Genomic DNA, 20,463 nt, shown 5'->3' with positions numbered 1-20,463 from the left:
TTTAAGTTAAAGAAAATTAAAGGATAGAGAAAATAGGAGAGACTATGAATATCAACCCAGCTTTTAACTATAAGCAGAATAGAGACAAGCTATTTGCGAACCTAATTTCTATTATCGATGGCGTTTTATCAGACAATGAACTATCAGATTCTGAAATTATTTACATGACCACATGGCTTTCTGACTCAGAGCAAATTTCAGACAACCCATTTGTAGTGCTTTTACAGGAAAGAATAGCAAGAGTTCTGGATGATGGAGTGATTACAGCAGATGAAAGAGAAGAATTGAAAGGCGTTTTACTAGAGGTTCAGCGGTCAATAATGGATATGCCAAATATTGACTTATATTCAAAAGAGTCAGATATCAATCTACTCAATGGCTTGTGCAAAGGAATAGTTGCGGATAGACAGTTGGGCATTGATGAGATTAATTATCTTGACTGGTGGCTTACTCAGAATGGAATGCTAAAGAGAAATTATCCTGGCAAGCACTTATATGAACTAATTAAATCCATTAAAGAGGATGGAATTATAGAGAAAAGCGAAAGTGAGCTGCTTTATAAAGCCATTGTTGATTTCTCTGGTACAGATCTAGATAGCGGGATTGTTGACGGACTCTCATGCCATTTACCATGTGACGACATTGATAATTTCAATGTAATTGGTGCAACAGTTTGTTTGACTGGAAATTTCGTGACAGGAAAGAGATCTTTAGTTTCAGAAATTATAGAGAAGGCAGGAGGTAAAGTTATTGATAGGGTGACACAATCTGCTGATTACCTTGTAATTGGAGCTCTATCATCCCGCGATTGGAGGTACTCCAGCCACGGGCGAAAAATTGAGAAGGCTATTGAAGATAGAGATAGTGGTAAATCTAGTATTAAAATAACTACAGAAGATATTTTAATGAAATTCTTACCAGCTTCTTGATGACCAAAAGACCCTACCAATAACATGAACTCTGGTGACAGCTTCACTTCTAGGTAGCTGCTCATCAGGGTATTCGTCCCTATTAAAGCTACGTATTATTAGTCCGCCATCAGGTCGATATATCAAGATCTTAACGCGCAATAAAACACCATCTCTTATTGCATAAAGATCCCCATCTTTGATATCTCTTTTGGTGATATCAACGGCTACTAAATCACCACCATTAAGAACAGGGTAGAGACTATTTCCAACTATTTTAACTATCCTTGCATTACTTGCAGAAACGCCATATTTACGTAATTCATCCCTTCTGAATGGGTAGGTATATTCTTCTAATTCAATAAGTTCTGCGCTAGATCCGCTTCCTGCTGCTAGTTCAATATCAAGTACCGGAATATCGACAAATTCAACATTGCCATGACTAGGGATTTCTTCCCATTCCTTTACTTCAAACTCTGTTTTTAACCCGTTTCCATCATGGGTACCGAACTGCAGCCACTGAGCAGATACATTAACAGCCTTCGCGATATCAGCAATTCGACGAGGTGAATTTGTTTGACCCGCTTCAATCTTTTGAATGGATTGCTGACTAACACCGACTTTTTCTGCCAGATCTGCTTGGCTCATTCCGGCTTTTATTCGCGCATCTAACAACCGTTTAGCTATAGACATTGTGATCCCTCCCATTTATTCGACATTTTACAACTTTAAGTGTTGAGAGTTCCAACATCTAAAAGTTGTCAAAGTTGTTATTTTGAATTAACCTTAAGTTGTTTTTACAACTTAAGGGGGAGTTATGGGTAACTCAATTGTCGAGTTGTGCGTTATCGGGTTGCAAAAGGCAATTGATGCAACAGGCGGGCAGACTCAATTAGCAAAACGTATCAGTGACATTTCAAATAAGCCAGTAAAGCAGCAGCAAATCTGGAATTGGCTGAACAGAAACAAACGAGTGCCGGCAGACAAGGTGCTAATAGTTGAACGGGCATCAGGGGTTTCACGAAATACATTACGTCCAGATCTCTATCCATAACAACGGGTAGATTCTACAAATAACAACTAACAGAGTTAACTACAAACAAAACAACGGAATTGTAGATATGTGCAAAAAAACACTAAAAGAAGTTGTGAAAGAAATGTGCAAAGCATTCCCTGGTGGTCGTTCAGCGATAGCGGGTGCTTTGGGAATATCTGAAACCACTTTCAACAATAAGCTGTATGAAAAGAATGGTTGTCGATTCTTTGAGCATGACGAATTAGAGGCAATAGAAGAACTGTCGGAAACTAAGTTGCTGGTGGAGTATCACCTAGATCGCCATGGCATGACAGCGATGGAACCCATTGAAGCTGAAAAACTCGATCAGGTTGAGCTGTTTGATATTCGAATGAAGTTAGGTGCAATGCAGGGGGCGCTTGCCGTTTTAATTCAAGAAAGCATAGCTGATGGCATTTTAACTGGCGATGAAATCACCGCGATAAACAAAAAATCTCAAAAGGTTTTTGCTTATGCAAAGCACTTTATTGATTCACTACCTGTTGTTTATGGGGTTAAAGCGTAATGACCAACTTTAGGAAGGTTGACGCTCAGGATATGCGGTCCCGAGCGTCGGTGCTAATAACAACTTTTGTGGAGCAACTACTAGCATGAACAGTGTATGCCAAATTCAACCAATAAAGCAATTTAGATGCTTACCAGTCTCGAAACAAGGTTCGCTTCAATATGTAGAAATCATAACGTCAGCAGATGAGTCGGGCAACTACCAGAGAAATGAGAAATTGGTAGATATCGCTGAGTTGAGAAGTGACTGGGCTAACTTTTACTTCAATAGCAAAGGCGAGGCACATGACTGATGAAGATCCAAATAATCTCAATCGCATTTATCTCGACAAACGCGGCATTCCTGTCCGTGTTGTTCGTTATGACCGGGAAAAAATGTGGGTCATTTACATGCGAGAAGGCTATGAGCATGAATGCTTTGCCCCGTTATACAAATTTAAAGATGAATTCAGAAGAGTCGAGTAGGTAGCAACTATGAGCGTAAAACTATCAAGTTATGTTTGGGATGGCTGTGCGCCAGCAGGTTTGAAGATAACCTCGGTTGCTATCATGGCTCGTCTCGCTGACTTCTCAAACGATGAGGGCGTGTGCTGGCCATCGGTACCGACAATTGCTCGTCAAATCGGTGCGGGTGAAAGCACTGTACGTACCGCTATCAAAGATTTAGAAAAAGATGGTTGGTTATCGAGAGAAAAGCGTCGCAAAGGCAACCGTAATGCGAGCAATATCTATCAGCTTAATGTTAATAAATTAGCTTCAGCAGCGAGAGCCGCATTACCTCAACCAGCAGAATCTGATACGTCAAATCCTGACGCGTCAAAATCTGTTGTATCAAAATCTGTCCCGTCAGAATCGAGCAAAAATAACCATTTTGACCCGTCAGAATCTGGGGGCGATCCGTCAGTAACTTCAAAACAAGATCCATCAAGAACTAATCCTTCGTCGCAGAATTCTGACGAATCCAGCGACAAGCCTAAAATTGATTTTTTAAATCGTTACCCAGAGGCAGTGATTTACAGCCCTAACTTCCAGAAATGGGGAGCTGCGGATGACCTCAAGTGTGCTGAATGGCTGTTTAGCCGCAAGTGTGAAGTTTTCAAAGAGCTTGGGCTACAAGAGCCGAAAGAGCCAAATTTCACAGAGTGGGCTAACGATGTTCGCCTGATGGTGAGCCAAGACGGTCGCACCCACAAAGAGATTTGCCAATTCTACAAACGCGTTAGCCAGGATGAGTTCTGGAAGAAAAACGTTCAGTGTCCAAGAACACTGCGTACCCAGTGGGATGATTTAACCCTCCGTTTAGCGGGTGAACAAAAGGTTTCTATCGACCAAGTTGAGCGTGACGAGGCATTCACTCGCATCATCGGCTCACATTCTAAGCCTCGAAATCGCATCGAAGAAATTGCAGCAGAGTTAGCAGGTAAATCAGGCGTACGTCGAATGAGTGATTTTGTTGGACGCAAGGCATGGGCAGGTATTTGGCAACAGGCAGCAGAACAAGCAGCGAGAGGGGTGCCATCTGATGATTAATGTATCAAGCTTTTCTGGTGGTCGCACTTCAGCGTTTATGGTCCATTTACTTGAACGAAAAGCCGCTAAAGAAAATTTAACAATAAAACATGTCTTTATGGATACCGGTGCGGAACATCCTAAAACCTATGAATTTATCCGTAATGTTGCCAAAAACTGGAATATTGACCTTATTTGCCTGCGACTTGTTATTGATCCGGAACTTGGAAAAGCCAACACCTACAAAGTTATTTCAGTTGATGACATTGGGCATGACTTACAACCGTGGATAGATGCTTGCAGCAAATACGGCACTCCATACGTTCATGGTGCATTTTGTACTCGAACGATGAAAACAGAGGTTTTCACTCGTTACTGTAAAGAAACTTACGGTGAGTACCACACATGGCTAGGCATTAGAGCTGATGAGCCAAAACGACTAAAAGAGCGTGAAGGCGTTTCATATTTGGCGGATATCAGTGATGTTGAGAAGCAAGACATTCTTGACTGGTGGGCTGAACAACCTTTCGATCTAGACCTACCTGAACACTTAGGTAATTGCGTTTTCTGCGTTAAAAAAGGCATTAATAAAATTGCTTTAGCAACTCGTGATGAACCAGAACTAGCCCAGCAATTCCTTAATGTAATTACCGATAAATCTGTTCGTGTTGTAGAACGCCGCCAACAAGAAAATAAAATCATGTATCGAGGTAATAATTCACTCGAAGGCATTATTGCCATGTTTGCGGATCATTCTCGTGATGATATAGCGGCAACTATCCGTGGTGCTGGTGGCTATGATGCTGGTTCATGCAGTGAATCATGCGAGCCATTGCTATGCGAACTGGAAGAAGAACAGAGCGAGTATGTTAAAAAACTCAATGTATTGAAGTCAAAGCCTACTCACAAACTTAATGAGATTGGGGATCAGTGGCAATCTCCCGAAAACCTGGTGTACGGCGCTAACGCAATCTATGGACCATTCACGCTGGATTTATTTACTGATGGTGAAAATAACAAAGCCCCACATTTTTACACAGCAGAAGACAATGCGCTCACTCAAGATTGGTCGGAAAAGCTAAAAGAAATCGGCGGTGTGGCATTTGGTAACCCTCCATATTCAAGACCTTCATATCACGATAAACAGGCCATCACAGGTGTTATTCACATTATGAATTACGCTTCAGCGATGCGTGAAAAGGGCGGTCGTTATGTCTTTTTATTGAAAGCAGCAACAAGTGAAAGTTGGTGGCCACAAAATGCGGATCACATCTGCTTTATTCGTGGGCGTATCGGTTTCGACGTTCCTAAGTGGTTTAACCCTGCTGATGAAAAACAAAAACCTACCGGGGCATTTTTCGCCGGAGCAATTGTTGTTTTCGATAAAACTTGGACTGGCAAAGCATTTGATTACATCAATCGTGAAGAGCTAGAGCAGCGCGGCAAAGCATTCATAGAGCAAGCGCAGTGGTTAGCTAAAAAGATGGGGGTGGCTGCGTGAAAGATTACATGTATCAACAAGGGATTGATTTGATCAAGGCGATGCGTAGCTACGATAATTTCACTGTCAAAACATTGACGAGTGGATGCGCTATTCACAATGCCACTGCACGTCGATTATTGAAGGTAATGGTTGAACTTGGGTGCGTGAAATTAATTGGTAAATATAACGGTAAGGTGACCCCTGAAAATCGTTATAGAGTAGATCCTTATGCGGTAACGAAATTAAAGGCTGTGAAGTTAGAGTTTGAAAGACTGAAGGCTGAAAAGTTGGAAGCGAGAAAGGCAGCAAGGCGAGTGAAAAGGGTAGAAGTAAAACCTGTGCTTGAAATGCCAGTAGAGCCCTCTAAAAAGAAAGAAACGGACTCTTTGGGTGAAATGAGAGTTGTTGAAAAAGCTTACATCGGCGATATGGGAAGCCCTTTGCTTAAACAACTAGATAAATTGCTGGCGGGAGTTAGAGCATGAAAGACAAGATGCCAGAAATCCAGCCTTGCCGTTATTGCAACAGTTCTGACACAACAGTTGAAAGTCATAGTTATAGAACATGGTTCTATGTCAGATGTCATAGCTGTGGCGCTAAAGGCCCCGATGTTAATGATAAACCAATGGCAGTAATTGTATGGAATAAGGGGGTAATTAGTGAGTAACTCAATATCTCTAACACTACCATTTCCTCCAAGTGTTAACGCTTGCTGGCGGAATATCAACGGTAAAACTCTGATCAGTGCAAAAGGGCGCGCGTTCCGGGCAAATGCAGCTGCAGCCATCTATGAGCAATTACGTAGAAGACCGAAAGCAATCACTGAGCATGTATCTGTCACTGTGAAGATGTATCCACCATCAAAGCGCCGAATGGATATCGATAATTACTTGAAAGCGCCTTTTGATGCATTAACACATGCGGGTGTTTGGAGTGATGATGTTCAGGTTAGGCGTGCAATCATTGAATGGTGTGAAGTAGTCAAGGGTGGTCGGTTTGAAATTGAGATACACCCTCTTAATACAGAAGGGGGGAAATCGGCATGATTCATCAGTGGATATTAACTCCCATCATCATTCCAGAAGTGAAGGCAGTGATGTTTAAACCAGGAGCGAGCCTAGGTATGTTTAGTGGCAGAATGCTGATCACGACATTACCTGATGAATTAAAGCATCAACCCTCGGGTTTAATCTCTTCTTCTCAACATAACTTCAGCGACGAGGTGAATGGTGAACGGGTATCAAAACCTGTATTAAATTTAACCATAGACGCTGAGCCACCAGCAAGCTTTATGAAGTTTCCAAAGCTTCAGCGCTGGACTAATGACGACTACTTGAAATGGGTTAAATCACAACCGTGTTGCGTGTGTGGTGCTACGGCTGACGACCCACATCACATTATCGGCTACGGGCAGGGTGGCATAGGCACAAAGGCTCATGATTTGTTTACAATTCCACTATGTCGAGTTCACCACAGCGAGTTACACAAGGATCCGAGAGGGTGGGAACAAGAAAATGGTAGCCAGTTAGTTTTGTTATTTAAATTTCTAGATCGCTCTATCGGTCTAGGCGTATTTGGTTAATGCAGAGTGCGGTCTGCTAAAGAGGTATTAAGTGATTTATCCATTAACAACAGGTAAAGGCGAAGAACATTTAAAATTACGTACACTGGAAAGCGTGTGGATCCGTGGTCGTTTAAAAATGTGGGGAAGATGGGCAGCATTTAGCAAGGTTCCTAGTGCAGCAGGAATGTTTAATCAGTTATTAGAAGAGCCAGCAATCACCAAAAAAGCGTTAAGAGACGCAATGAAAAGAATGCGCACTTCAGGGTTATCCAAAGACACGCTATTGATGTTCTTAGAAGAGTTTAAGGATAAAAAAACGCTAAGTAGCATGTGGTTCTGCTCGGATGCTGAAGGTGGCAAAATGGATAAAGTCATTTGCGAGGTCATGAATGCTGATGCTGGTTTATTGAATATTCTAAAAGAGCATTATGTTTATAAAAAATCTCAGCATGAAATTGCGCTGGAGCTTTGTGATAAAGAAGAGCGTTACTGTCTTCGTACATATCAGGACAGAGTTAAGGCGTGGTTAAGTGTTGCTGAGTTTATGCTTTATCACCCAATGTGCGATGAATTCGACCATAAGTATCATTATAGTGAATAAGCCTTGACTATTTTACCGATAAAGTTATAGTTTTCGTATATGCTGCGCGAAGCTATATACGCAAGGCAGTAAACGAATTTAAGGCCTCGCAATAGCGGGGCTTTTTAATTAAAGGTGCTTGAATGGAATTCAATAACAACTCTGCGCTGGGGAGTATCGTTCCAGTAGACGATCTAATTAATGTCAATGGATTGTGGTATAACCAAAAAAGTCTACATTTAGATGGCTACAGATTCATTGGATGTAGGTTTGATTTTTGCCACCTCACGATAACAACAACGAGGTTTGAGCTTATTGATTGTTTTATTGATGGTGCTACGCTAACTTATTATTCTGATGAAGTTTTAAAGGTTATAAAGCTCTTTAATTCAAGAAATCAAGCCATGTATGATAACATCCCATTCTTTGCACCAATAAAAAATACTGATGGAACCATTACAATTACAGGTAAAAGTAATGGAGCCTAACTTAAAGAGCCATTTAAAAGCTAAGTTATTATTGAACCCTGCGAAGAGTCAGATTTTTTTAATATCGCTATTATTACTATCTTTTTTTCTTACATCCTTGGGGGTATTTTTTCTTTGGCACAGTAAGTTAATAGGGCTTTTGCCTTTCTTTGCAGGGCTAATTTTAGTCGCTGTCTCTATCGCTGGATGGTTTGTATCGCAAAAGTCAATCGATTTGGATAAAAGCATACCAACAACTGTTTTTAAAGATAAAGATACTGTGCAGATATCAACTGATTCTAGGTCTCTTAATTCTAAACAGGCAACTCAATGCTTAATTAATTTAATCCAAACAGTTCATGCCAGAGAAGAATTACCTTATCCGGATGGGGTTGTTGCTAAAAATGGCAGCATTTGCACTGACCAAGAGTCACTGCAAAAGGCACGTGAAATCACGAATAATATAAATCAGCAAGTTAATGATATTAACAATATAGCTATAACAGGATTAAAATCTGAATTTCTAGTTAGAGATAATGATAAAAAAATAGATGAAATAATGGCAGAGGGAGCGCTATTAAATAAAAGCATCGAGGATAACAAGTAACATTTTTTTGAATGTCATGGCCTGTTTGACCACCCAAAAATAGATGTATGTTCTTTTTGGAAAACTTTATCTCAAATACTCTGGATTTATTTTTATAATGACAGTTTTTATAAAGGTATTCTAAAGGCTGCGCATTGCGTGGCCTTTTCTATTTAAGAGAGGTAGTTATGAGTGATAAAAATGAAAAGCTTTACTTTGTCAACGATGATCTAAATAGCTTAGAGCTAGAAGATTGGTTGCTACAGCAGAGTTTGTTTGTTGGCCGATATAATAAGCTTCAAAAAGAAAAAGCCACTCTACTTGAGCAGCTTGAAAGCATCGAGAATGAACTCGCAGCTATATTTAATTTTCCCTTTGAAGGAAAACTGAATCTTCCTTGGGAGCCCAATCCATTTCTGAAAAATCATCAAGAGGATAAGCTTTAGTTGGTAACCTCATACCATCTAAAAATTTTTGAGCATCTGGATGTATTTTTTCTTTTCGTAAATACTCTGAAATCACCAACATGCAATCATTAAAAGACAGATTTCTTATTTCATTAAGAGTCCAATGCGTCTTATTTAAAATCATGTGATGTAATGCTTTTTCATTCTCCAGCGGCGAATAGAGAGAGCCATTCTCATTTCTATACTCAACCAGCAGGCACTCTAAAATAAATATTTGCTCAATACGGTGCCAAATTTGATTTGCACGGTAATTGTTTGCTTGCTGCAACAATGTATCTGGCTCTTTGTTATTTCTACACACTCGTATTTTAATCATCTGAAATAGGTCAGAGTAGCTACTCATTTATTTACCTTTGTCCGAAAGTTAATCAGCCATCCCTTCGGTAAGTCACACAGGGCTGAACCTCTAACTTATCTCAAATACTGATTAAATTCATTAATCTAAACCTAGCTGCTATTGCTGGTGGCTTTCTATTAACTAAATATCGGGCACTCCGTAGGGGGGGTATATGCGTATGTATAAATTAACGACTGAAACCTCCTATGCTACTTCGACAGGTTCAACGTTTTACTGGTTAAAGCAGTTATTAGATGTTTTTTATCGTAACTATTGACAACGATTAGTATGCTAGGGAGTCTGCTGTTCGGTATGCTTACTTACTTTTTTACGAAATTTAGGAGCCAATGTGATAAGAGTAAATACGTTGTCACCTAACTTATACAATGAAAGCTCGCTATCCTATGGTTTTTTTTGTATTATCGCTTGCATTTCATTGAGTAATATAAAGGGATATGGTTGGCAACATGAGTGGTCATTTAGAATCTAATATATCTAATATATATAAAATCATTAATATTTTGAGTGATGATGATACATTCACTAGATTATTTCATAAAGATATCAAAAATAATTTTTCCCGTGCTTTTTTTGAATGCATAAAAAACACATTTGAGTTTGTGACTCAGATATATTTAAGTCTAGATGAAGAATGTGCTATTAATGGGAAGGTTAAGCATGCCATTCAATACTCATCAGATGAAGATATTTTATTTGCTTACTCAGTAATGATTAGGTACCTAGTTGAATATAATGTAAGAGTTCCAAATGGATACCATTACAGCAAGCTGTCTACACTAATATTAGACCCTAAAAAATATGAATCAACTTTTGATTTTTGGGGTGGGACAGTTAAAGCACAGCTAAACTTTATATTTAACCAAGCTCATGATTATTATATCCGCGTCATTCTTTCGGAGTTAAATGAGAGGGTTAATAAAACAACTGAAATTAAGTTAATAATGGATAGTGTTTTAAAAATCAAAAGTGACATGGATGAGGTTGTTGACGTTATTAATGGTGAAAAACAAGCATTTACTGAATTATACAATATTAAAGTAAAGGAAACTAATGAGTATCTTGAGGAAAAAGAAAAGCACATAACTGCTCTAAAAAAATATCTGGATGGAATTGTTTCTGATTATAATTTTGCGGGGTTAACTAAAGCTTATAGCGATTTTTATAAATCCAAAAACAGAGAAAGATGGGTGTCTTTAACTATTCTTTTCATGCTGGCCATTGGAACAACTTTACCAATAGGAATCAAATTATACACTGAAACCTCTGAGAAAATAACAGACGTTAATTTGATTCATTACTTTGCTTTTTCAGCACTAACCATTATTATTTTATATTTTTTTAGAGTTTCACTTCAAAACTATAATTCGATTAAAGCGGAGTTGACGCAGATAAAGCTTAGAATGAATTTGTGCATGTTTGTTGATAATTACTCCGATTTTTCGAAAAACAAAGATAATAGAGAAGCATTGGAAAAATTTGAAAATATTATTTTTTCAAATATTCAACCTAATGAAAATAATATACCATCAACATTTGATGGGCTTGAGCAATTAGCATCATTGATAGAATCAGTTACTAAACGTAATAAATAAATTATAGTCGAATATTTAATGGGTTAAAGATTGCGTAGTCTTTTCATTTTATGGTGGCTTTGCTTAAGCCACCTAGGGGCTACTTAATTTAAGAGTGTTATAGCTGCTTTAGTTTAGCATCAGAGTTTCTATTCCTAGATAAAAAGCAAGCCTAGACATTAAGAACGCAAAGCATATGAATAACTTTAACCTCTTTGGCGTGTTTTCATCATAAATTGAGTATTCAGTGATCGTTGACCCATCCTTGCTTTTTACGAGCAGCGGGTCATCTATTTTCCATGTATCAGCTGGGTTTTCTAGTTGAAAACCCTTTAATAAACTAACGAGTTTATCTATTGACTCATCAGAAATTAAATTATGTCCGCTTCCATGAGCTAAATTATTTTTTATTGAGTTAATCATTTTTAGAGCGCTATACAGAACATCAGGAACTCCCAAATTTCGAGCCAATTTCATTAACCTTATTTATAAACATCTGTTTGTTCATATCAGTTTCCTTTGGAGGGAGCATGGATCTTAAAAATATTATGATGTTCAATATATCAGATACAGGCGTCTCATTAACCTTTAATGGAGGAATGGCTAGCTATGATAAAGATGGAAACCTCGAGGCTAGTATTGGTGACAGGTCCATCATTCCAACTCATGTAAGCTTTGTTGATACACGGTCCAATCAAAAACAATCAGCTAAATCACCAACCTAAAGCACTAACAAATCTATAGCTACCATTGCTGGTGGCTTTCTATTAACTAAACATCGGAACACTCCGCAGGGGGTGGATATGCGTATGCACGAAAAATACTCTAGCCCCTTTTCTTATGCTCTTGGAGTTATCACCACTGCTGCTGGGGCTTTATCGTTAGACCAGTGGGCGGTGCTCATTGGGATCATCTGTACAGTCGCCACATTTTTGGTGAATTGGTACTACAAGCGGAAAGAATTCAAATTAAGAGAGGCTAACAGTGGCAAAGATACCAAATAAAATAAAAATGGCCGCTGCAGCTGGCGGATTGATGACATTAGCCGTTGCAATGGTTACTGAGTTTGAAGGGTATGAGCCTAAACCGTACCGCGATGTAGTTGGCGTTCTTACCGTATGTTATGGGCATACAGGCTCTGACATTATTCCCACAAAAACGTATACAAAAGCTGAGTGTAAAGCGCTATTAGAAAAAGACTTAGCTATCGTCGCTAAAGCGGTAAATCCACTAATTAAAGTCAATATTCCTGATTACACCAGAGCGGCACTTTATTCATTTACTTATAACGTCGGAACCGGTGCTTTCTCGCGTTCTACGTTACTCAAAAAACTCAACGCAGGTGATCACATTGGTGCTTGCAATGAACTTAAACGTTGGATTTATGCCGGGGGCGTGAAATGGAAAGGGTTAATGACAAGGCGCGAAGTGGAAGAAGCTGTATGTCTTGGCGAGTTTGCTTATGCTTATCCGCTTTCATTATCGGGATCCCCGTCTGTTTGGCAGCTGGCGTATACGTACTCAGAGACAATACCTGCGGTGGTACTGACAAGGTAAGTTTAGAAAAACGCTGTCAAAGTGCGGTCAATTACAATAAAGCCAAGCAGGTTAACTTATGAAGATAGATAACTCGTTTTGGCTTTTTTTAATGTTAGTTGCTGTTAGCTGGTTGGCATTAACGCTTTATGATAACAACACTGCAGTTAAGAGTGACAACGACAAGTTAAAGCAAGATAACATCAAACAAAGTGCAGTCATTGCCCGTCAGTCATTTCAATTCAATCGCTTCAATCAGATAGCAACAACAGCATACCGGAACGGCATTCAAGCTGATGCGAAAGCGCAGGAGAAAATCATTGAATATAAAACGATACTCAAAGCAGAGTCTTCTTGTGATTCTCTTGTGCCTCAGCTTGTTACTGATGGCTTGTTCGAGTACACAAACGAGTTACGAGCGCGCGCAATGCGTTCCAATTCCATCAACATTGACTAATTCTGTGGTACCGCCATTGCCGCCTGACAGTGACGGTAAAACCCTATCATTCAAAGCGTCTGTATTATGGAACAGATTATTGCTGGGAACGATAGAAAAAGCGAATGAACAGCTTAAAGCAATACAGGAAATTGAAGCTGAGAGAATTAAAAAATAGACCCACGTGTCTAATGAGGGTCTGAATGTATAGGATAGTTTAAGTCTTATTATGTTTTGTCTGAGTAGACGTGTCATACATGCTCGCGGCTAGTATTAGCTTGGTAAGCGAGCCTATTCAACGTACTCCATTGTTTAAATAATAGCCAACTTATATTTGTAAAGGTTCATAACCATCAGCTAATCACCGATGACTTTTTGTTTTTGATAAATAAAAATGCCCCAGAAATCGGGGATAAATGAGAATAAATGCTTTTGAATAGAGCTTCACTATACGTTAAACACGAAAAGCTACAACAATAAAAAAGTAGTATTCTCAAGCAGATATTACAAATCGGAGCCTCGTAATGCGGGGCTTTTTTATTGGTGTAATTATTCCAACATTTGAAAATTAATACGGAGATAACAGCATAGTGAAAACCTACAGCTTTCCGCCTTATGGCCCCGGATACAATTCAAGTGTCGTAGTGGTACTTGACCGCATGACTCATTTCGAGGGCATTAGTTTTAATGGCATTAAAGGTGCTGAGATTCATTAAGATACAGGCGCAAATTAATCACTACATGAATTTACACAATAAGATGGTCAGTTGTGATACACCATGAAGTAATCACTATCTGTGATGGTGACGAAATTATTTATGGAGATCTTAAGGCTCTGAAGAACATGGAGTTTTACAACTGGAAGGGTAGATTTAAAAAATAGACCCCGTGTCTAAAGAGGGTCTTAATGTCGTAGGCTTTAATATAACTTATTGTTTTTAGGTTTTGTTGAAAGGTCATGCATGTTTAGGTTTCAAAGCTAAAGCATACTTCAACGCGGCAACAGTACGCGCTTACCTAGACAATAGCTACCTTATATTTGTAAAGGTTTATAGCCATCAGCTATTAACTGGTGGCTTTTTCATTTGTGGAGAAAATTATGCCGCCTCGCATACCTCGATCTTGTCGCAAGCATGGCTGCAGTAAAACAACCACTGACCGTAGTGGTTATTGTCAAGAGCACATGAATACAGGATGGGAAAACCACCAGCAAGGCAAGAGCCGTCATGAGCGCGGTTATGGCTCCAAGTGGGACAAGATACGTGCTCGCGTTTTGCATCGTGATAAACATCTATGCCAAGAGTGTTTGATGTCAGGTAAACCAACTGAAGCAAAGACAGTGGACCACATCAAACCTAAGGCGCATGGTGGTACCGATGATGATAGCAATCTGCAATCGCTGTGCTGGTCGTGCCATAGAAGCAAGACGGCAAGTGAACGAACCAGAGGATAATCGCTATATTGCGATAACTCACAAGGGGGAGGGGCGGGTCAAATCCCTACCACTCTCGCCCTAAAGTACCGCCGCCTTACCTTTTGTGATATCGCCGCAGGTTAGAAAACTTTTTTATGGGGATCCCCAGCGTTAATTAATAGGAGGTTTCTATCATGGCTGGACCACCTAAAACCCCGTCACACCTGCAATTAGTGAGGGGTAACCCATCAAAACGTCCCATTAATAAGCAAGAACCAAAACCGCCGTCAGGGGTACCCCAAACACCAAAGTATTTTGATAAGCGGGGTAAGTATTGGTTCAAGAAAATGGGAGAAGAGTTAGATGCACTGGGTGTCATGAGCACGCTCGATGCAAAAGCTCTGGAATTATTGGTTGAGGCATACGTTGAGTACCGGCATCACTGCGAGGTGCTCGATACTGAAGGTTATACCTACAACACTACGTCAATGACTGGCGACATTATCAAGAAAGCACATCCAGCGGCTGCAATGAAAGCCGATGTTTGGAAGCGAATCCGAGCTATGCTCAGTGAATTTGGCATGACACCTTCAGCAAGAACAAAAGTCAGTGTCAAAGGTCCTGAGCAGGAAGATCCACTAGAAGCATTTCTGAAAAAGCGCAAATGATGAATGGCAACCGTAGCAGATGGAATTCAGTACGCCGAGCAGGTCGTGGCTGGAGAAATTGTTGCGTGCGAATTGGTGCGCTTAGCGTGCCAGCGTTTTTTAAATGATTTAGAGCATGGTCCTGAGCGTGACATCTATTTCATTGAAGATCGCGCACAGCACATACTCGACTTTTACAATTTTATCCCGCATGTCAAAGGGGCATTGGCTGGAAAGCCGATTGATTTAATGCCGTGGCATGTCTTTATCTTGATTAATATTTTCGGGTTCGTGATCCCGTTAATTGATGAATTAACCGGTGAACAAGTTCTTGATGATGATGGTGATGCCATCTTTGTTCGTCGTTTTCGAACCGCATTTAATGAAGTGGCTCGTAAGAATGCAAAATCAACGCTCTCCAGCGGCATCGGTTTATACATGACCGGGGCTGATGGCGAAGGTGGTGCTGAGGTTTATTCAGCCGCAACGACTCGCGATCAGGCACGTATTGTGTTTGAAGATGCCAAAAATATGGTCAAAAAAGCAAAAGCAACACTAGGTCGCTTATTTGATTACAACAAGTTAGCTATTTACCAAGAGCGAACGGCGTCTAAATTTGAACCACTTTCCAGTGATGCAAATAACCTCGATGGCTTGAATATTCATTGTGGGATAGTCGATGAGCTACACGCTCATAAAACTCGCGATGTGTGGGATGTTCTTGAAACGGCAACAGGTGCGCGATTGCAGTCGCTTTTATTTGCCATCACAACATCGGGTTTTAACAAAGAGGGAATCTGTTACGAGTTACGGGATTACGCAATTAAAGTTCTAACGGGTATTGTTGATGATGACACTTTCTTTGCCATTATTTATACCCTCGATGAGGGCGACGATGATTTTGATGAATCCGTTTGGATAAAAGCTAATCCTGGGCTTGGTGTCTGCAAGCGTTTTGATGATATGCGACGTCTTGCCAAGAAGGCGAAAGAGCAAATTGCTGCTCGACCTAACTTTCTCACTAAGCACCTTAATAAGTGGGTGAATGCTGAATCCGTCTGGATGGACATGAGCAAATGGGAAAGTGCTCCAGCTAACGCCACTGATGCTGAGTTACAGCATTATCCTGTTTGGGTTGGCGTTGACTTGGCTAGCAAAATTGACGTCGCTGCAGCGATAAAAATGTATGAAGACGGGCAGGGTAAAACGCACATTAAATGCAAGTTCTGGTTACCCGAGGATCGTATTGAAACCGCACCGAAACACATCGCAGAGCTTTACCGGAAATGGGCTGATGCAGGTCACTTGGAATTAACTGACGGTGAAGTGATTGATCATGACATTATCAAAGACGACATCCTGAAATGGTGTGAGGGTGATGATGTACGTGAATTAGGGTTTGACCCATGGAGTGCGGTTCAGTTTTCACGCCGGCTAGCGGAAGAAGGTGTTCCATTAGTTGAGGTTGCTCAAACAGTTAAGAACATGTCTGAAGCCATGAAAAGTGTTCAAGCTGATGTGTATGCAGGTAAGTTTCATCACGATCACAATCCAATGATGGCTTGGATGTTGTCCAACGTCACCGTAAAACCGGATAGAAACGAAAATATCTTCCCCAACAAATCCACACCCGAAAACAAAATTGATGGTCCAGTTGCCATGTTTACTGCAAAAAGCCGTCAATTGGTGGGGGGTGGTTCTGATGGTGATTTCCTTTCCTCACTCAACCCAGACGAAGATTTACTATTCCTATGAAAAATTTATTTCTCGATATCACTGCCTTAGTTGGTTTTGGGGCGGTGATGGCAGGCTGTTATCTAAATTATGGGCTCCCCAATACATTAATGATCGGCGGTTCCGTGCTGGTGGTTTATGCATTAGTGGCAGCAATGAGGGGGAAACGTGCTTCTTAACGTGTTATTTCGTAGTGATGGACTGACAAGCATTGAAAACCCATCGGTACCCATTACCTCAGACTCTATTGATACCGATGGAATTTTCACTGCTGACGTACATGTTAGTCCTGAAACATCGATGAAGCTTGCCGCAGTGTATGCGTGTATTTACGTGCTTTCTTCATCTATTGCTCAAATGCCATTACATGTTATGCGTAAATCTGGCAATAAAGTTGAAACTGCGCGTGACCATCCTTTATTTCACCTCGTTCATGATGAACCTAACGAATGGCAAACTAGTTATAAATGGCGAGAAACGAAACATCGGCATGTGCTTGGTTGGGGAAATGGCTACACACAGGTTGTGCGAAACCGTAAAGGGGAAGTGACCAATCTTGAGGCGTGTATGCCGTGGGAAACAACCCTACTGAATACAGGCGGTCGTTATACCTACGGTGTTTACAACGAGCTCGGCAATTTTGCTATCAGTCCTGATGACATGATCCACATTCGCGCTCTGGGGAATAACCAGCGCATGGGTATTAGTCCTATTGTTCAGCATGCTGAAACTATCGGTATGGGAATGAGCGGACAGAAGTATACGAGCTCATTTTTCGGCGGGAATGCAAGACCTGCTGGTATTGTTTCTGTTAAAGGGGAGTTAAAAACAGACGGCTGGAACAGGCTAAAGGAAATGTGGCAAAAAGCATCGGCAGCATTACGTAGTCAGGAAAATAAAACAATGCTATTACCCGCTGAGCTTGATTACAAGGCACTAACAGTTTCCCCTGTCGACGCTCAGCTAATTGACATGCTGAAATTGAACCGCTCTATGATTGCGGGGATCTTTAACGTTCCTGCACACATGATAAATGACCTCGAAAAAGCCACTTTCTCTAATATTTCAGAGCAAGCTATTCAATTTGTTCGGTACTCAATCATGCCGTGGGCGGTGAATTGGGAGCAGGAATTAAACCGACGTTTATTTACGCGACAAGAGCGAAAGGCGGGATTTTATGTTCGCTTTAATTTGGCGGGTTTATTACGAGGTACGGCGAAAGAACGCGCTGAATTTTACCATTTTGCGATTACGGATGGTTGGATGAGCCGAAATGAAGTGCGTGCTTTTGAAGATATGAACCCAGTTGATGGGCTGGACGAAATGTTAGTCAGCGTTAACGCTGCTCAGCCTGTGGGAAGCCAAACAGAAAAACCCAAAGGAGATAATGATGAGCAGTAATCAAGAAACTCGCTGCTATATGGGAGAGGTGAGAGCCGAACCCAGAGATGAGAATCAAGCAACCCATATTATCGGGTTAGGCTCTGTTTTCGACTCTCGTTCTGAGCTGATGTATGGATTTAAAGAAATTATTAAGCCGGGGGCATTTGATGACGTGCTTAATGATGATGTTCGCGGATTATTCAATCATGATCCTAACTATATCCTTGGGAGAACAGCGGCAGGAACACTGTCTTTAAGTGTGAATGAGCGTGGATTGGTCTATGACATCACGGCACCTGATACCCAAACTATCCGCGATTTAGTGCTAGCACCGATGCAGCGTGGCGATATTAACCAAAGTTCTTTTGCTTTTCGTGTCGCCCGAGATGGTGAAGATTGGTATCAAGATGATGAAGGCGTGATTATTCGTGAAATTCATAAATTCTCACGCTTATTCGATGTGAGTCCAGTGACTTACCCAGCCTATCAAGACGCAGGTGCCGCAGTTCGCTCAATGGAAGCTTGGAAGGAAGCCAGAAATGGCGGTGATCTGCAAAAAGCGATTAATCAAAAATTAGCGCGTGAGCGCATTTTAACTTTACTCAATGCATAAGGTAATACTATGACTATGAAGCTTCATGATTTAAAGCAAAAACGTAACACCATCGCGACAGAAATGCGTGCTATCCACGAAAAAGTGGGTGAGGGCATTATGACGGAAGAGCAACGTTCGGAGTGGAATAAAGCCCACACTGAATTTGAAAAATTGGATGAACAAATCAAGCGTGAAGAGCAACTCCGCTCATTAGATCAGGAGTTTGTTGACGATAAAGAGCAAGAAAATCGCAATAACCCTGATAATGATCCAGAGGCGGCAAAAATTGAACGTCGAAATTTAGCCTTTGACCGTTTTGTGCGTAGTGGTTTTGGTGAATTAACTGCAGAAGAACGTCAGGCGCTAAAAGAGTTGCGTGCGCAAGGAACATCGCCAGATGATAAAGGTGGGTATACCGTACCAACCCAAATGTTGAATAAAATTATCGATCAGATGAAAGCGTACGGTGGTATTGCGAGTGTCGCTCAGATCTTAACTACCTCAAATGGCCAAGATATTCCATGGACGACATCAAATGGTACGGAAGAAGAGGGGGAGTTACTGGGCGAAAATACTGCAGCTAGCGAGCAAGATGTTGAGTTTGGAACTGCAGTTTTAGGGGCGAAAAAGCTTTCTTCTAAAATTATTCGTGTTTCGAATGAGCTTCTTCAAGATAGTGGTGTAAATATTGAAACTTATTTAGGCGGCCGTATTGCTCAGCGAATTGGTCGCGGTGAAGCGAAGTATTTAGTCAAAGGCACAGGGGCTGGAACACCGCAACAACCAAAAGGGCTGGATGCGTCAGTCACCAGTACAATTGATTCCTCGGCAGTATTTGGTTGGAAAGACATTAATGCATTAGAACATGCGCTTGATCCTGCGTACCGCAATGGTCCTAAGTTCCGCTTAGCGTTCAATGATGACACATTGAAAAATCTAAAAGAAATGGAAGATGCGCAAAAGCGCCCGCTATGGTTGCCATCCGTTGCAGGGGTTGCACCAGAAACCATCTTAGGAAAGCAGTATGTTGTCGATCAGGCGATTGATAAAATGGAAGCGGGTAAAAAATTCATCTTCTGCGGTGACTTTGATCGTTTTATTGTCCGTCGAGTTACTTACATGGTACTGAAGCGTTTAGTTGAGCGTTATGCTGAATATGACCAGACAGCATTCTTGGCGTTCCACCGCTTCGATTGTGTCCTTGAAGATACTTCAGCGATTAAGGCGCTGGTCGGTAAAGGCACCACAAAATAATTATTAATCTCCCCCAGTCAAGTGCCGCTTAATTGCGGTTTTTTTGTGCCTGCGATCTGGTCATGGTCGCAGGCATTAAGGTGAAAACATGCCATTACCCACATTGGAGAAGTTAAAGGCGCAATGTCGGATTGACGATGACAATGCAACAGAAGATGACTTGCTGATCACGTATATGCTTGCGGCTAAGAAGCGGGCAGAAAACTACATCAATAGAACGCTTTATGACGGTGATATTCCTGAATCCGATCCAGATGGTTTGCAGATCTCGGAGGATGTTGAGTTGGCCATTATGCTGGCGGTGGGTCATTTCTATGAAAATAGAGAAACAACGGGTATGTCTGCCGGATTTAAAGCGCTATTGGAACCATATCGCTATATCAATATTTAGG

At 40.9% G+C, this 20,463-nt stretch carries 30 protein-coding genes; 27 read left to right on the top strand and 3 right to left on the bottom strand.

The window, feature by feature from the left end; translation table 11 throughout:
* Positions 1 to 44 precede the first annotated feature (44 nt).
* Positions 45 to 929, top strand: coding sequence for a BRCT domain-containing protein (locus tag ACIH2S_RS11195; RefSeq protein ID WP_430247459.1), 885 nt, complete (start codon positions 45 to 47; stop codon positions 927 to 929).
* Here ACIH2S_RS11195 and ACIH2S_RS11190 read toward each other — a convergent pair.
* Positions 915 to 1,601, bottom strand: coding sequence for an XRE family transcriptional regulator (locus ACIH2S_RS11190; protein WP_224050318.1), 687 nt, complete (start codon positions 1,599 to 1,601; stop codon positions 915 to 917). The genes ACIH2S_RS11195 and ACIH2S_RS11190 overlap by 15 nt on opposite strands.
* A gap of 124 nt (positions 1,602 to 1,725) precedes the next feature.
* Here ACIH2S_RS11190 and ACIH2S_RS11185 point away from each other — a divergent pair, with 124 nt between their 5' ends.
* The 12 genes from ACIH2S_RS11185 (at position 1,726) to ACIH2S_RS11130 (ending at position 8,697) form a co-directional block, all read left to right on the top strand.
* Positions 1,726 to 1,962 (top strand): transcriptional regulator, encoded by a 237-nt coding sequence (locus tag ACIH2S_RS11185; RefSeq protein ID WP_112860224.1) that lies wholly within the window; start codon positions 1,726 to 1,728, stop codon positions 1,960 to 1,962.
* Between the two features lie 67 nt (positions 1,963 to 2,029).
* Positions 2,030 to 2,488 (top strand): YmfL family putative regulatory protein, encoded by a 459-nt coding sequence (locus ACIH2S_RS11180; protein WP_430247457.1) that lies wholly within the window; start codon positions 2,030 to 2,032, stop codon positions 2,486 to 2,488.
* Between the two features lie 284 nt (positions 2,489 to 2,772).
* The gene (locus tag ACIH2S_RS11175; RefSeq protein WP_112860221.1) at positions 2,773 to 2,952 is read left to right on the top strand and encodes a DUF4222 domain-containing protein; all 180 of its coding nucleotides are present in this window, start codon (positions 2,773 to 2,775) and stop codon (positions 2,950 to 2,952) included.
* A 9-nt stretch (positions 2,953 to 2,961) separates the two neighbouring features.
* Positions 2,962 to 4,017 carry a helix-turn-helix domain-containing protein gene (locus ACIH2S_RS11170; RefSeq protein ID WP_430247455.1) on the top strand — a complete coding sequence of 352 codons (1,056 nt, stop codon included), beginning with the start codon at positions 2,962 to 2,964 and terminating at the stop codon, positions 4,015 to 4,017.
* Positions 4,010 to 5,497 (top strand): phage N-6-adenine-methyltransferase, encoded by a 1,488-nt coding sequence (locus ACIH2S_RS11165; protein ID WP_430247453.1) that lies wholly within the window; start codon positions 4,010 to 4,012, stop codon positions 5,495 to 5,497. Before ACIH2S_RS11170 ends, ACIH2S_RS11165 begins: the two co-directional genes overlap by 8 nt.
* A complete protein-coding gene (locus tag ACIH2S_RS11160; protein WP_154599471.1) occupies positions 5,494 to 5,964 on the top strand; it encodes a hypothetical protein in 471 nt (156 codons plus the stop codon). The genes ACIH2S_RS11165 and ACIH2S_RS11160 overlap by 4 nt, the downstream gene beginning before the upstream one ends.
* A complete protein-coding gene (locus ACIH2S_RS11155) occupies positions 5,961 to 6,146 on the top strand; it encodes a Lar family restriction alleviation protein (RefSeq protein WP_006661527.1) in 186 nt (61 codons plus the stop codon). Before ACIH2S_RS11160 ends, ACIH2S_RS11155 begins: the two co-directional genes overlap by 4 nt.
* Positions 6,139 to 6,525, top strand: coding sequence for a RusA family crossover junction endodeoxyribonuclease (locus tag ACIH2S_RS11150; protein WP_430247451.1), 387 nt, complete (start codon positions 6,139 to 6,141; stop codon positions 6,523 to 6,525). Before ACIH2S_RS11155 ends, ACIH2S_RS11150 begins: the two co-directional genes overlap by 8 nt.
* The gene (locus ACIH2S_RS11145) at positions 6,522 to 7,061 is read left to right on the top strand and encodes a DUF968 domain-containing protein (RefSeq protein ID WP_430247449.1); all 540 of its coding nucleotides are present in this window, start codon (positions 6,522 to 6,524) and stop codon (positions 7,059 to 7,061) included. Before ACIH2S_RS11150 ends, ACIH2S_RS11145 begins: the two co-directional genes overlap by 4 nt.
* A 31-nt stretch (positions 7,062 to 7,092) precedes the next feature.
* Positions 7,093 to 7,644, top strand: coding sequence for a DUF1133 family protein (locus ACIH2S_RS11140; protein WP_336432884.1), 552 nt, complete (start codon positions 7,093 to 7,095; stop codon positions 7,642 to 7,644).
* Between the two features lie 122 nt (positions 7,645 to 7,766).
* Positions 7,767 to 8,111, top strand: coding sequence for a hypothetical protein (locus tag ACIH2S_RS11135; RefSeq protein ID WP_430247447.1), 345 nt, complete (start codon positions 7,767 to 7,769; stop codon positions 8,109 to 8,111).
* The gene (locus ACIH2S_RS11130) at positions 8,101 to 8,697 is read left to right on the top strand and encodes a hypothetical protein (protein ID WP_430247445.1); all 597 of its coding nucleotides are present in this window, start codon (positions 8,101 to 8,103) and stop codon (positions 8,695 to 8,697) included. The genes ACIH2S_RS11135 and ACIH2S_RS11130 overlap by 11 nt, the downstream gene beginning before the upstream one ends.
* A 342-nt stretch (positions 8,698 to 9,039) precedes the next feature.
* Here ACIH2S_RS11130 and ACIH2S_RS11125 read toward each other — a convergent pair whose 3' ends face one another.
* Positions 9,040 to 9,486, bottom strand: a complete 447-nt coding sequence (locus tag ACIH2S_RS11125) for an ECs1072 family phage-associated protein (protein ID WP_265511491.1) — start codon at positions 9,484 to 9,486, stop codon at positions 9,040 to 9,042.
* Positions 9,487 to 9,652: 166 nt separating this feature from the next.
* Between ACIH2S_RS11125 and ACIH2S_RS11120 the strand changes: the two genes are divergently transcribed.
* Together ACIH2S_RS11120 and ACIH2S_RS11115 are read left to right on the top strand one after the other, a co-directional pair.
* A complete protein-coding gene (locus tag ACIH2S_RS11120; RefSeq protein ID WP_430247443.1) occupies positions 9,653 to 9,757 on the top strand; it encodes a phage holin in 105 nt (34 codons plus the stop codon).
* 190 nt (positions 9,758 to 9,947) lie between these two features.
* Positions 9,948 to 11,093, top strand: a complete 1,146-nt coding sequence (locus ACIH2S_RS11115; protein ID WP_430247442.1) for a hypothetical protein — start codon at positions 9,948 to 9,950, stop codon at positions 11,091 to 11,093.
* Positions 11,094 to 11,201: 108 nt separating this feature from the next.
* Here ACIH2S_RS11115 and ACIH2S_RS11110 read toward each other — a convergent pair whose 3' ends face one another.
* Entirely contained in the window at positions 11,202 to 11,549 is a 348-nt protein-coding gene (locus ACIH2S_RS11110; RefSeq protein ID WP_430247440.1) for a hypothetical protein, read from the bottom strand.
* Between the two features lie 53 nt (positions 11,550 to 11,602).
* On the opposite strand from ACIH2S_RS11110, the gene ACIH2S_RS11105 reads away from it, so the two are divergent.
* The 12 genes from ACIH2S_RS11105 to ACIH2S_RS11050 all read left to right on the top strand — a co-directional run bounded on the left by ACIH2S_RS11105 (position 11,603) and on the right by ACIH2S_RS11050 (position 20,462).
* Positions 11,603 to 11,797: a hypothetical protein gene (locus ACIH2S_RS11105; RefSeq protein ID WP_430247438.1), complete on the top strand. Its 195-nt coding sequence runs from the start codon at positions 11,603 to 11,605 to the stop codon at positions 11,795 to 11,797.
* Between the two features lie 78 nt (positions 11,798 to 11,875).
* Positions 11,876 to 12,076, top strand: coding sequence for a phage holin family protein (locus ACIH2S_RS11100; protein ID WP_006658152.1), 201 nt, complete (start codon positions 11,876 to 11,878; stop codon positions 12,074 to 12,076).
* A complete protein-coding gene (locus ACIH2S_RS11095; RefSeq protein WP_430247437.1) occupies positions 12,057 to 12,629 on the top strand; it encodes a lysozyme in 573 nt (190 codons plus the stop codon). The genes ACIH2S_RS11100 and ACIH2S_RS11095 overlap by 20 nt, the downstream gene beginning before the upstream one ends.
* A gap of 58 nt (positions 12,630 to 12,687) precedes the next feature.
* The gene (locus ACIH2S_RS11090; protein WP_430247435.1) at positions 12,688 to 13,065 is read left to right on the top strand and encodes a hypothetical protein; all 378 of its coding nucleotides are present in this window, start codon (positions 12,688 to 12,690) and stop codon (positions 13,063 to 13,065) included.
* Positions 13,066 to 14,143: 1,078 nt separating this feature from the next.
* Positions 14,144 to 14,497 carry an HNH endonuclease gene (locus ACIH2S_RS11085; protein ID WP_430247434.1) on the top strand — a complete coding sequence of 118 codons (354 nt, stop codon included), beginning with the start codon at positions 14,144 to 14,146 and terminating at the stop codon, positions 14,495 to 14,497.
* Between the two features lie 155 nt (positions 14,498 to 14,652).
* Entirely contained in the window at positions 14,653 to 15,126 is a 474-nt protein-coding gene (locus ACIH2S_RS11080; protein ID WP_006658959.1) for a phage terminase small subunit P27 family, read from the top strand.
* Positions 15,127 to 15,129: 3 nt separating this feature from the next.
* Positions 15,130 to 16,860, top strand: a complete 1,731-nt coding sequence (locus ACIH2S_RS11075) for a terminase large subunit (RefSeq protein WP_430247432.1) — start codon at positions 15,130 to 15,132, stop codon at positions 16,858 to 16,860.
* Entirely contained in the window at positions 16,857 to 17,018 is a 162-nt protein-coding gene (locus ACIH2S_RS11070) for a hypothetical protein (RefSeq protein ID WP_006658957.1), read from the top strand. Before ACIH2S_RS11075 ends, ACIH2S_RS11070 begins: the two co-directional genes overlap by 4 nt.
* Positions 17,008 to 18,240, top strand: a complete 1,233-nt coding sequence (locus ACIH2S_RS11065; RefSeq protein ID WP_430247431.1) for a phage portal protein — start codon at positions 17,008 to 17,010, stop codon at positions 18,238 to 18,240. Before ACIH2S_RS11070 ends, ACIH2S_RS11065 begins: the two co-directional genes overlap by 11 nt.
* Positions 18,230 to 18,835, top strand: coding sequence for an HK97 family phage prohead protease (locus tag ACIH2S_RS11060; RefSeq protein WP_132495195.1), 606 nt, complete (start codon positions 18,230 to 18,232; stop codon positions 18,833 to 18,835). Before ACIH2S_RS11065 ends, ACIH2S_RS11060 begins: the two co-directional genes overlap by 11 nt.
* A 15-nt stretch (positions 18,836 to 18,850) precedes the next feature.
* Entirely contained in the window at positions 18,851 to 20,071 is a 1,221-nt protein-coding gene (locus ACIH2S_RS11055) for a phage major capsid protein (protein WP_323084569.1), read from the top strand.
* Positions 20,072 to 20,159: 88 nt separating this feature from the next.
* Positions 20,160 to 20,462 (top strand): head-tail connector protein, encoded by a 303-nt coding sequence (locus tag ACIH2S_RS11050; protein ID WP_154636879.1) that lies wholly within the window; start codon positions 20,160 to 20,162, stop codon positions 20,460 to 20,462.
* Position 20,463: the final 1 nt, after the last annotated feature.

The sequence above is a fragment of the Providencia lanzhouensis genome (genome assembly GCF_050469745.1).
GTDB lineage: Bacteria > Pseudomonadota > Gammaproteobacteria > Enterobacterales > Enterobacteriaceae > Providencia > Providencia lanzhouensis.
Note: the sequence above shows the minus strand (reverse complement) of the source record. Positions and strands in the feature narration are given on the sequence as shown.

Excerpts from the sequence above, each read along its gene's own strand:
- ACIH2S_RS11130 (WP_430247445.1), top strand. The coding sequence starts at position 8,101 with ATGGAGCCTAACTTAAAGAGCCATTTAAAAGCTAAGTTATTATTGAAC.
- ACIH2S_RS11190 (WP_224050318.1), bottom strand. The coding sequence starts at position 1,601 with ATGTCTATAGCTAAACGGTTGTTAGATGCGCGAATAAAAGCCGGAATG.
- ACIH2S_RS11155 (WP_006661527.1), top strand. The coding sequence starts at position 5,961 with ATGAAAGACAAGATGCCAGAAATCCAGCCTTGCCGTTATTGCAACAGT.
- ACIH2S_RS11110 (WP_430247440.1), bottom strand. The coding sequence starts at position 11,549 with ATGAAATTGGCTCGAAATTTGGGAGTTCCTGATGTTCTGTATAGCGCT.
- ACIH2S_RS11115 (WP_430247442.1), top strand. The coding sequence starts at position 9,948 with ATGAGTGGTCATTTAGAATCTAATATATCTAATATATATAAAATCATT.
- ACIH2S_RS11055 (WP_323084569.1), top strand. The coding sequence starts at position 18,851 with ATGAAGCTTCATGATTTAAAGCAAAAACGTAACACCATCGCGACAGAA.
- ACIH2S_RS11165 (WP_430247453.1), top strand. The coding sequence starts at position 4,010 with ATGATTAATGTATCAAGCTTTTCTGGTGGTCGCACTTCAGCGTTTATG.
- ACIH2S_RS11185 (WP_112860224.1), top strand. The coding sequence starts at position 1,726 with ATGGGTAACTCAATTGTCGAGTTGTGCGTTATCGGGTTGCAAAAGGCA.
- ACIH2S_RS11060 (WP_132495195.1), top strand. The coding sequence starts at position 18,230 with ATGAGCAGTAATCAAGAAACTCGCTGCTATATGGGAGAGGTGAGAGCC.
- ACIH2S_RS11135 (WP_430247447.1), top strand. The coding sequence starts at position 7,767 with ATGGAATTCAATAACAACTCTGCGCTGGGGAGTATCGTTCCAGTAGAC.
- ACIH2S_RS11120 (WP_430247443.1), top strand. The coding sequence starts at position 9,653 with ATGCGTATGTATAAATTAACGACTGAAACCTCCTATGCTACTTCGACA.
- ACIH2S_RS11170 (WP_430247455.1), top strand. The coding sequence starts at position 2,962 with ATGAGCGTAAAACTATCAAGTTATGTTTGGGATGGCTGTGCGCCAGCA.
- ACIH2S_RS11145 (WP_430247449.1), top strand. The coding sequence starts at position 6,522 with ATGATTCATCAGTGGATATTAACTCCCATCATCATTCCAGAAGTGAAG.
- ACIH2S_RS11075 (WP_430247432.1), top strand. The coding sequence starts at position 15,130 with ATGGCAACCGTAGCAGATGGAATTCAGTACGCCGAGCAGGTCGTGGCT.
- ACIH2S_RS11175 (WP_112860221.1), top strand. The coding sequence starts at position 2,773 with ATGACTGATGAAGATCCAAATAATCTCAATCGCATTTATCTCGACAAA.
- ACIH2S_RS11195 (WP_430247459.1), top strand. The coding sequence starts at position 45 with ATGAATATCAACCCAGCTTTTAACTATAAGCAGAATAGAGACAAGCTA.
- ACIH2S_RS11180 (WP_430247457.1), top strand. The coding sequence starts at position 2,030 with ATGTGCAAAAAAACACTAAAAGAAGTTGTGAAAGAAATGTGCAAAGCA.
- ACIH2S_RS11085 (WP_430247434.1), top strand. The coding sequence starts at position 14,144 with ATGCCGCCTCGCATACCTCGATCTTGTCGCAAGCATGGCTGCAGTAAA.
- ACIH2S_RS11090 (WP_430247435.1), top strand. The coding sequence starts at position 12,688 with ATGAAGATAGATAACTCGTTTTGGCTTTTTTTAATGTTAGTTGCTGTT.
- ACIH2S_RS11105 (WP_430247438.1), top strand. The coding sequence starts at position 11,603 with ATGGATCTTAAAAATATTATGATGTTCAATATATCAGATACAGGCGTC.
- ACIH2S_RS11070 (WP_006658957.1), top strand. The coding sequence starts at position 16,857 with ATGAAAAATTTATTTCTCGATATCACTGCCTTAGTTGGTTTTGGGGCG.
- ACIH2S_RS11100 (WP_006658152.1), top strand. The coding sequence starts at position 11,876 with ATGCGTATGCACGAAAAATACTCTAGCCCCTTTTCTTATGCTCTTGGA.
- ACIH2S_RS11050 (WP_154636879.1), top strand. The coding sequence starts at position 20,160 with ATGCCATTACCCACATTGGAGAAGTTAAAGGCGCAATGTCGGATTGAC.
- ACIH2S_RS11080 (WP_006658959.1), top strand. The coding sequence starts at position 14,653 with ATGGCTGGACCACCTAAAACCCCGTCACACCTGCAATTAGTGAGGGGT.
- ACIH2S_RS11125 (WP_265511491.1), bottom strand. The coding sequence starts at position 9,486 with ATGAGTAGCTACTCTGACCTATTTCAGATGATTAAAATACGAGTGTGT.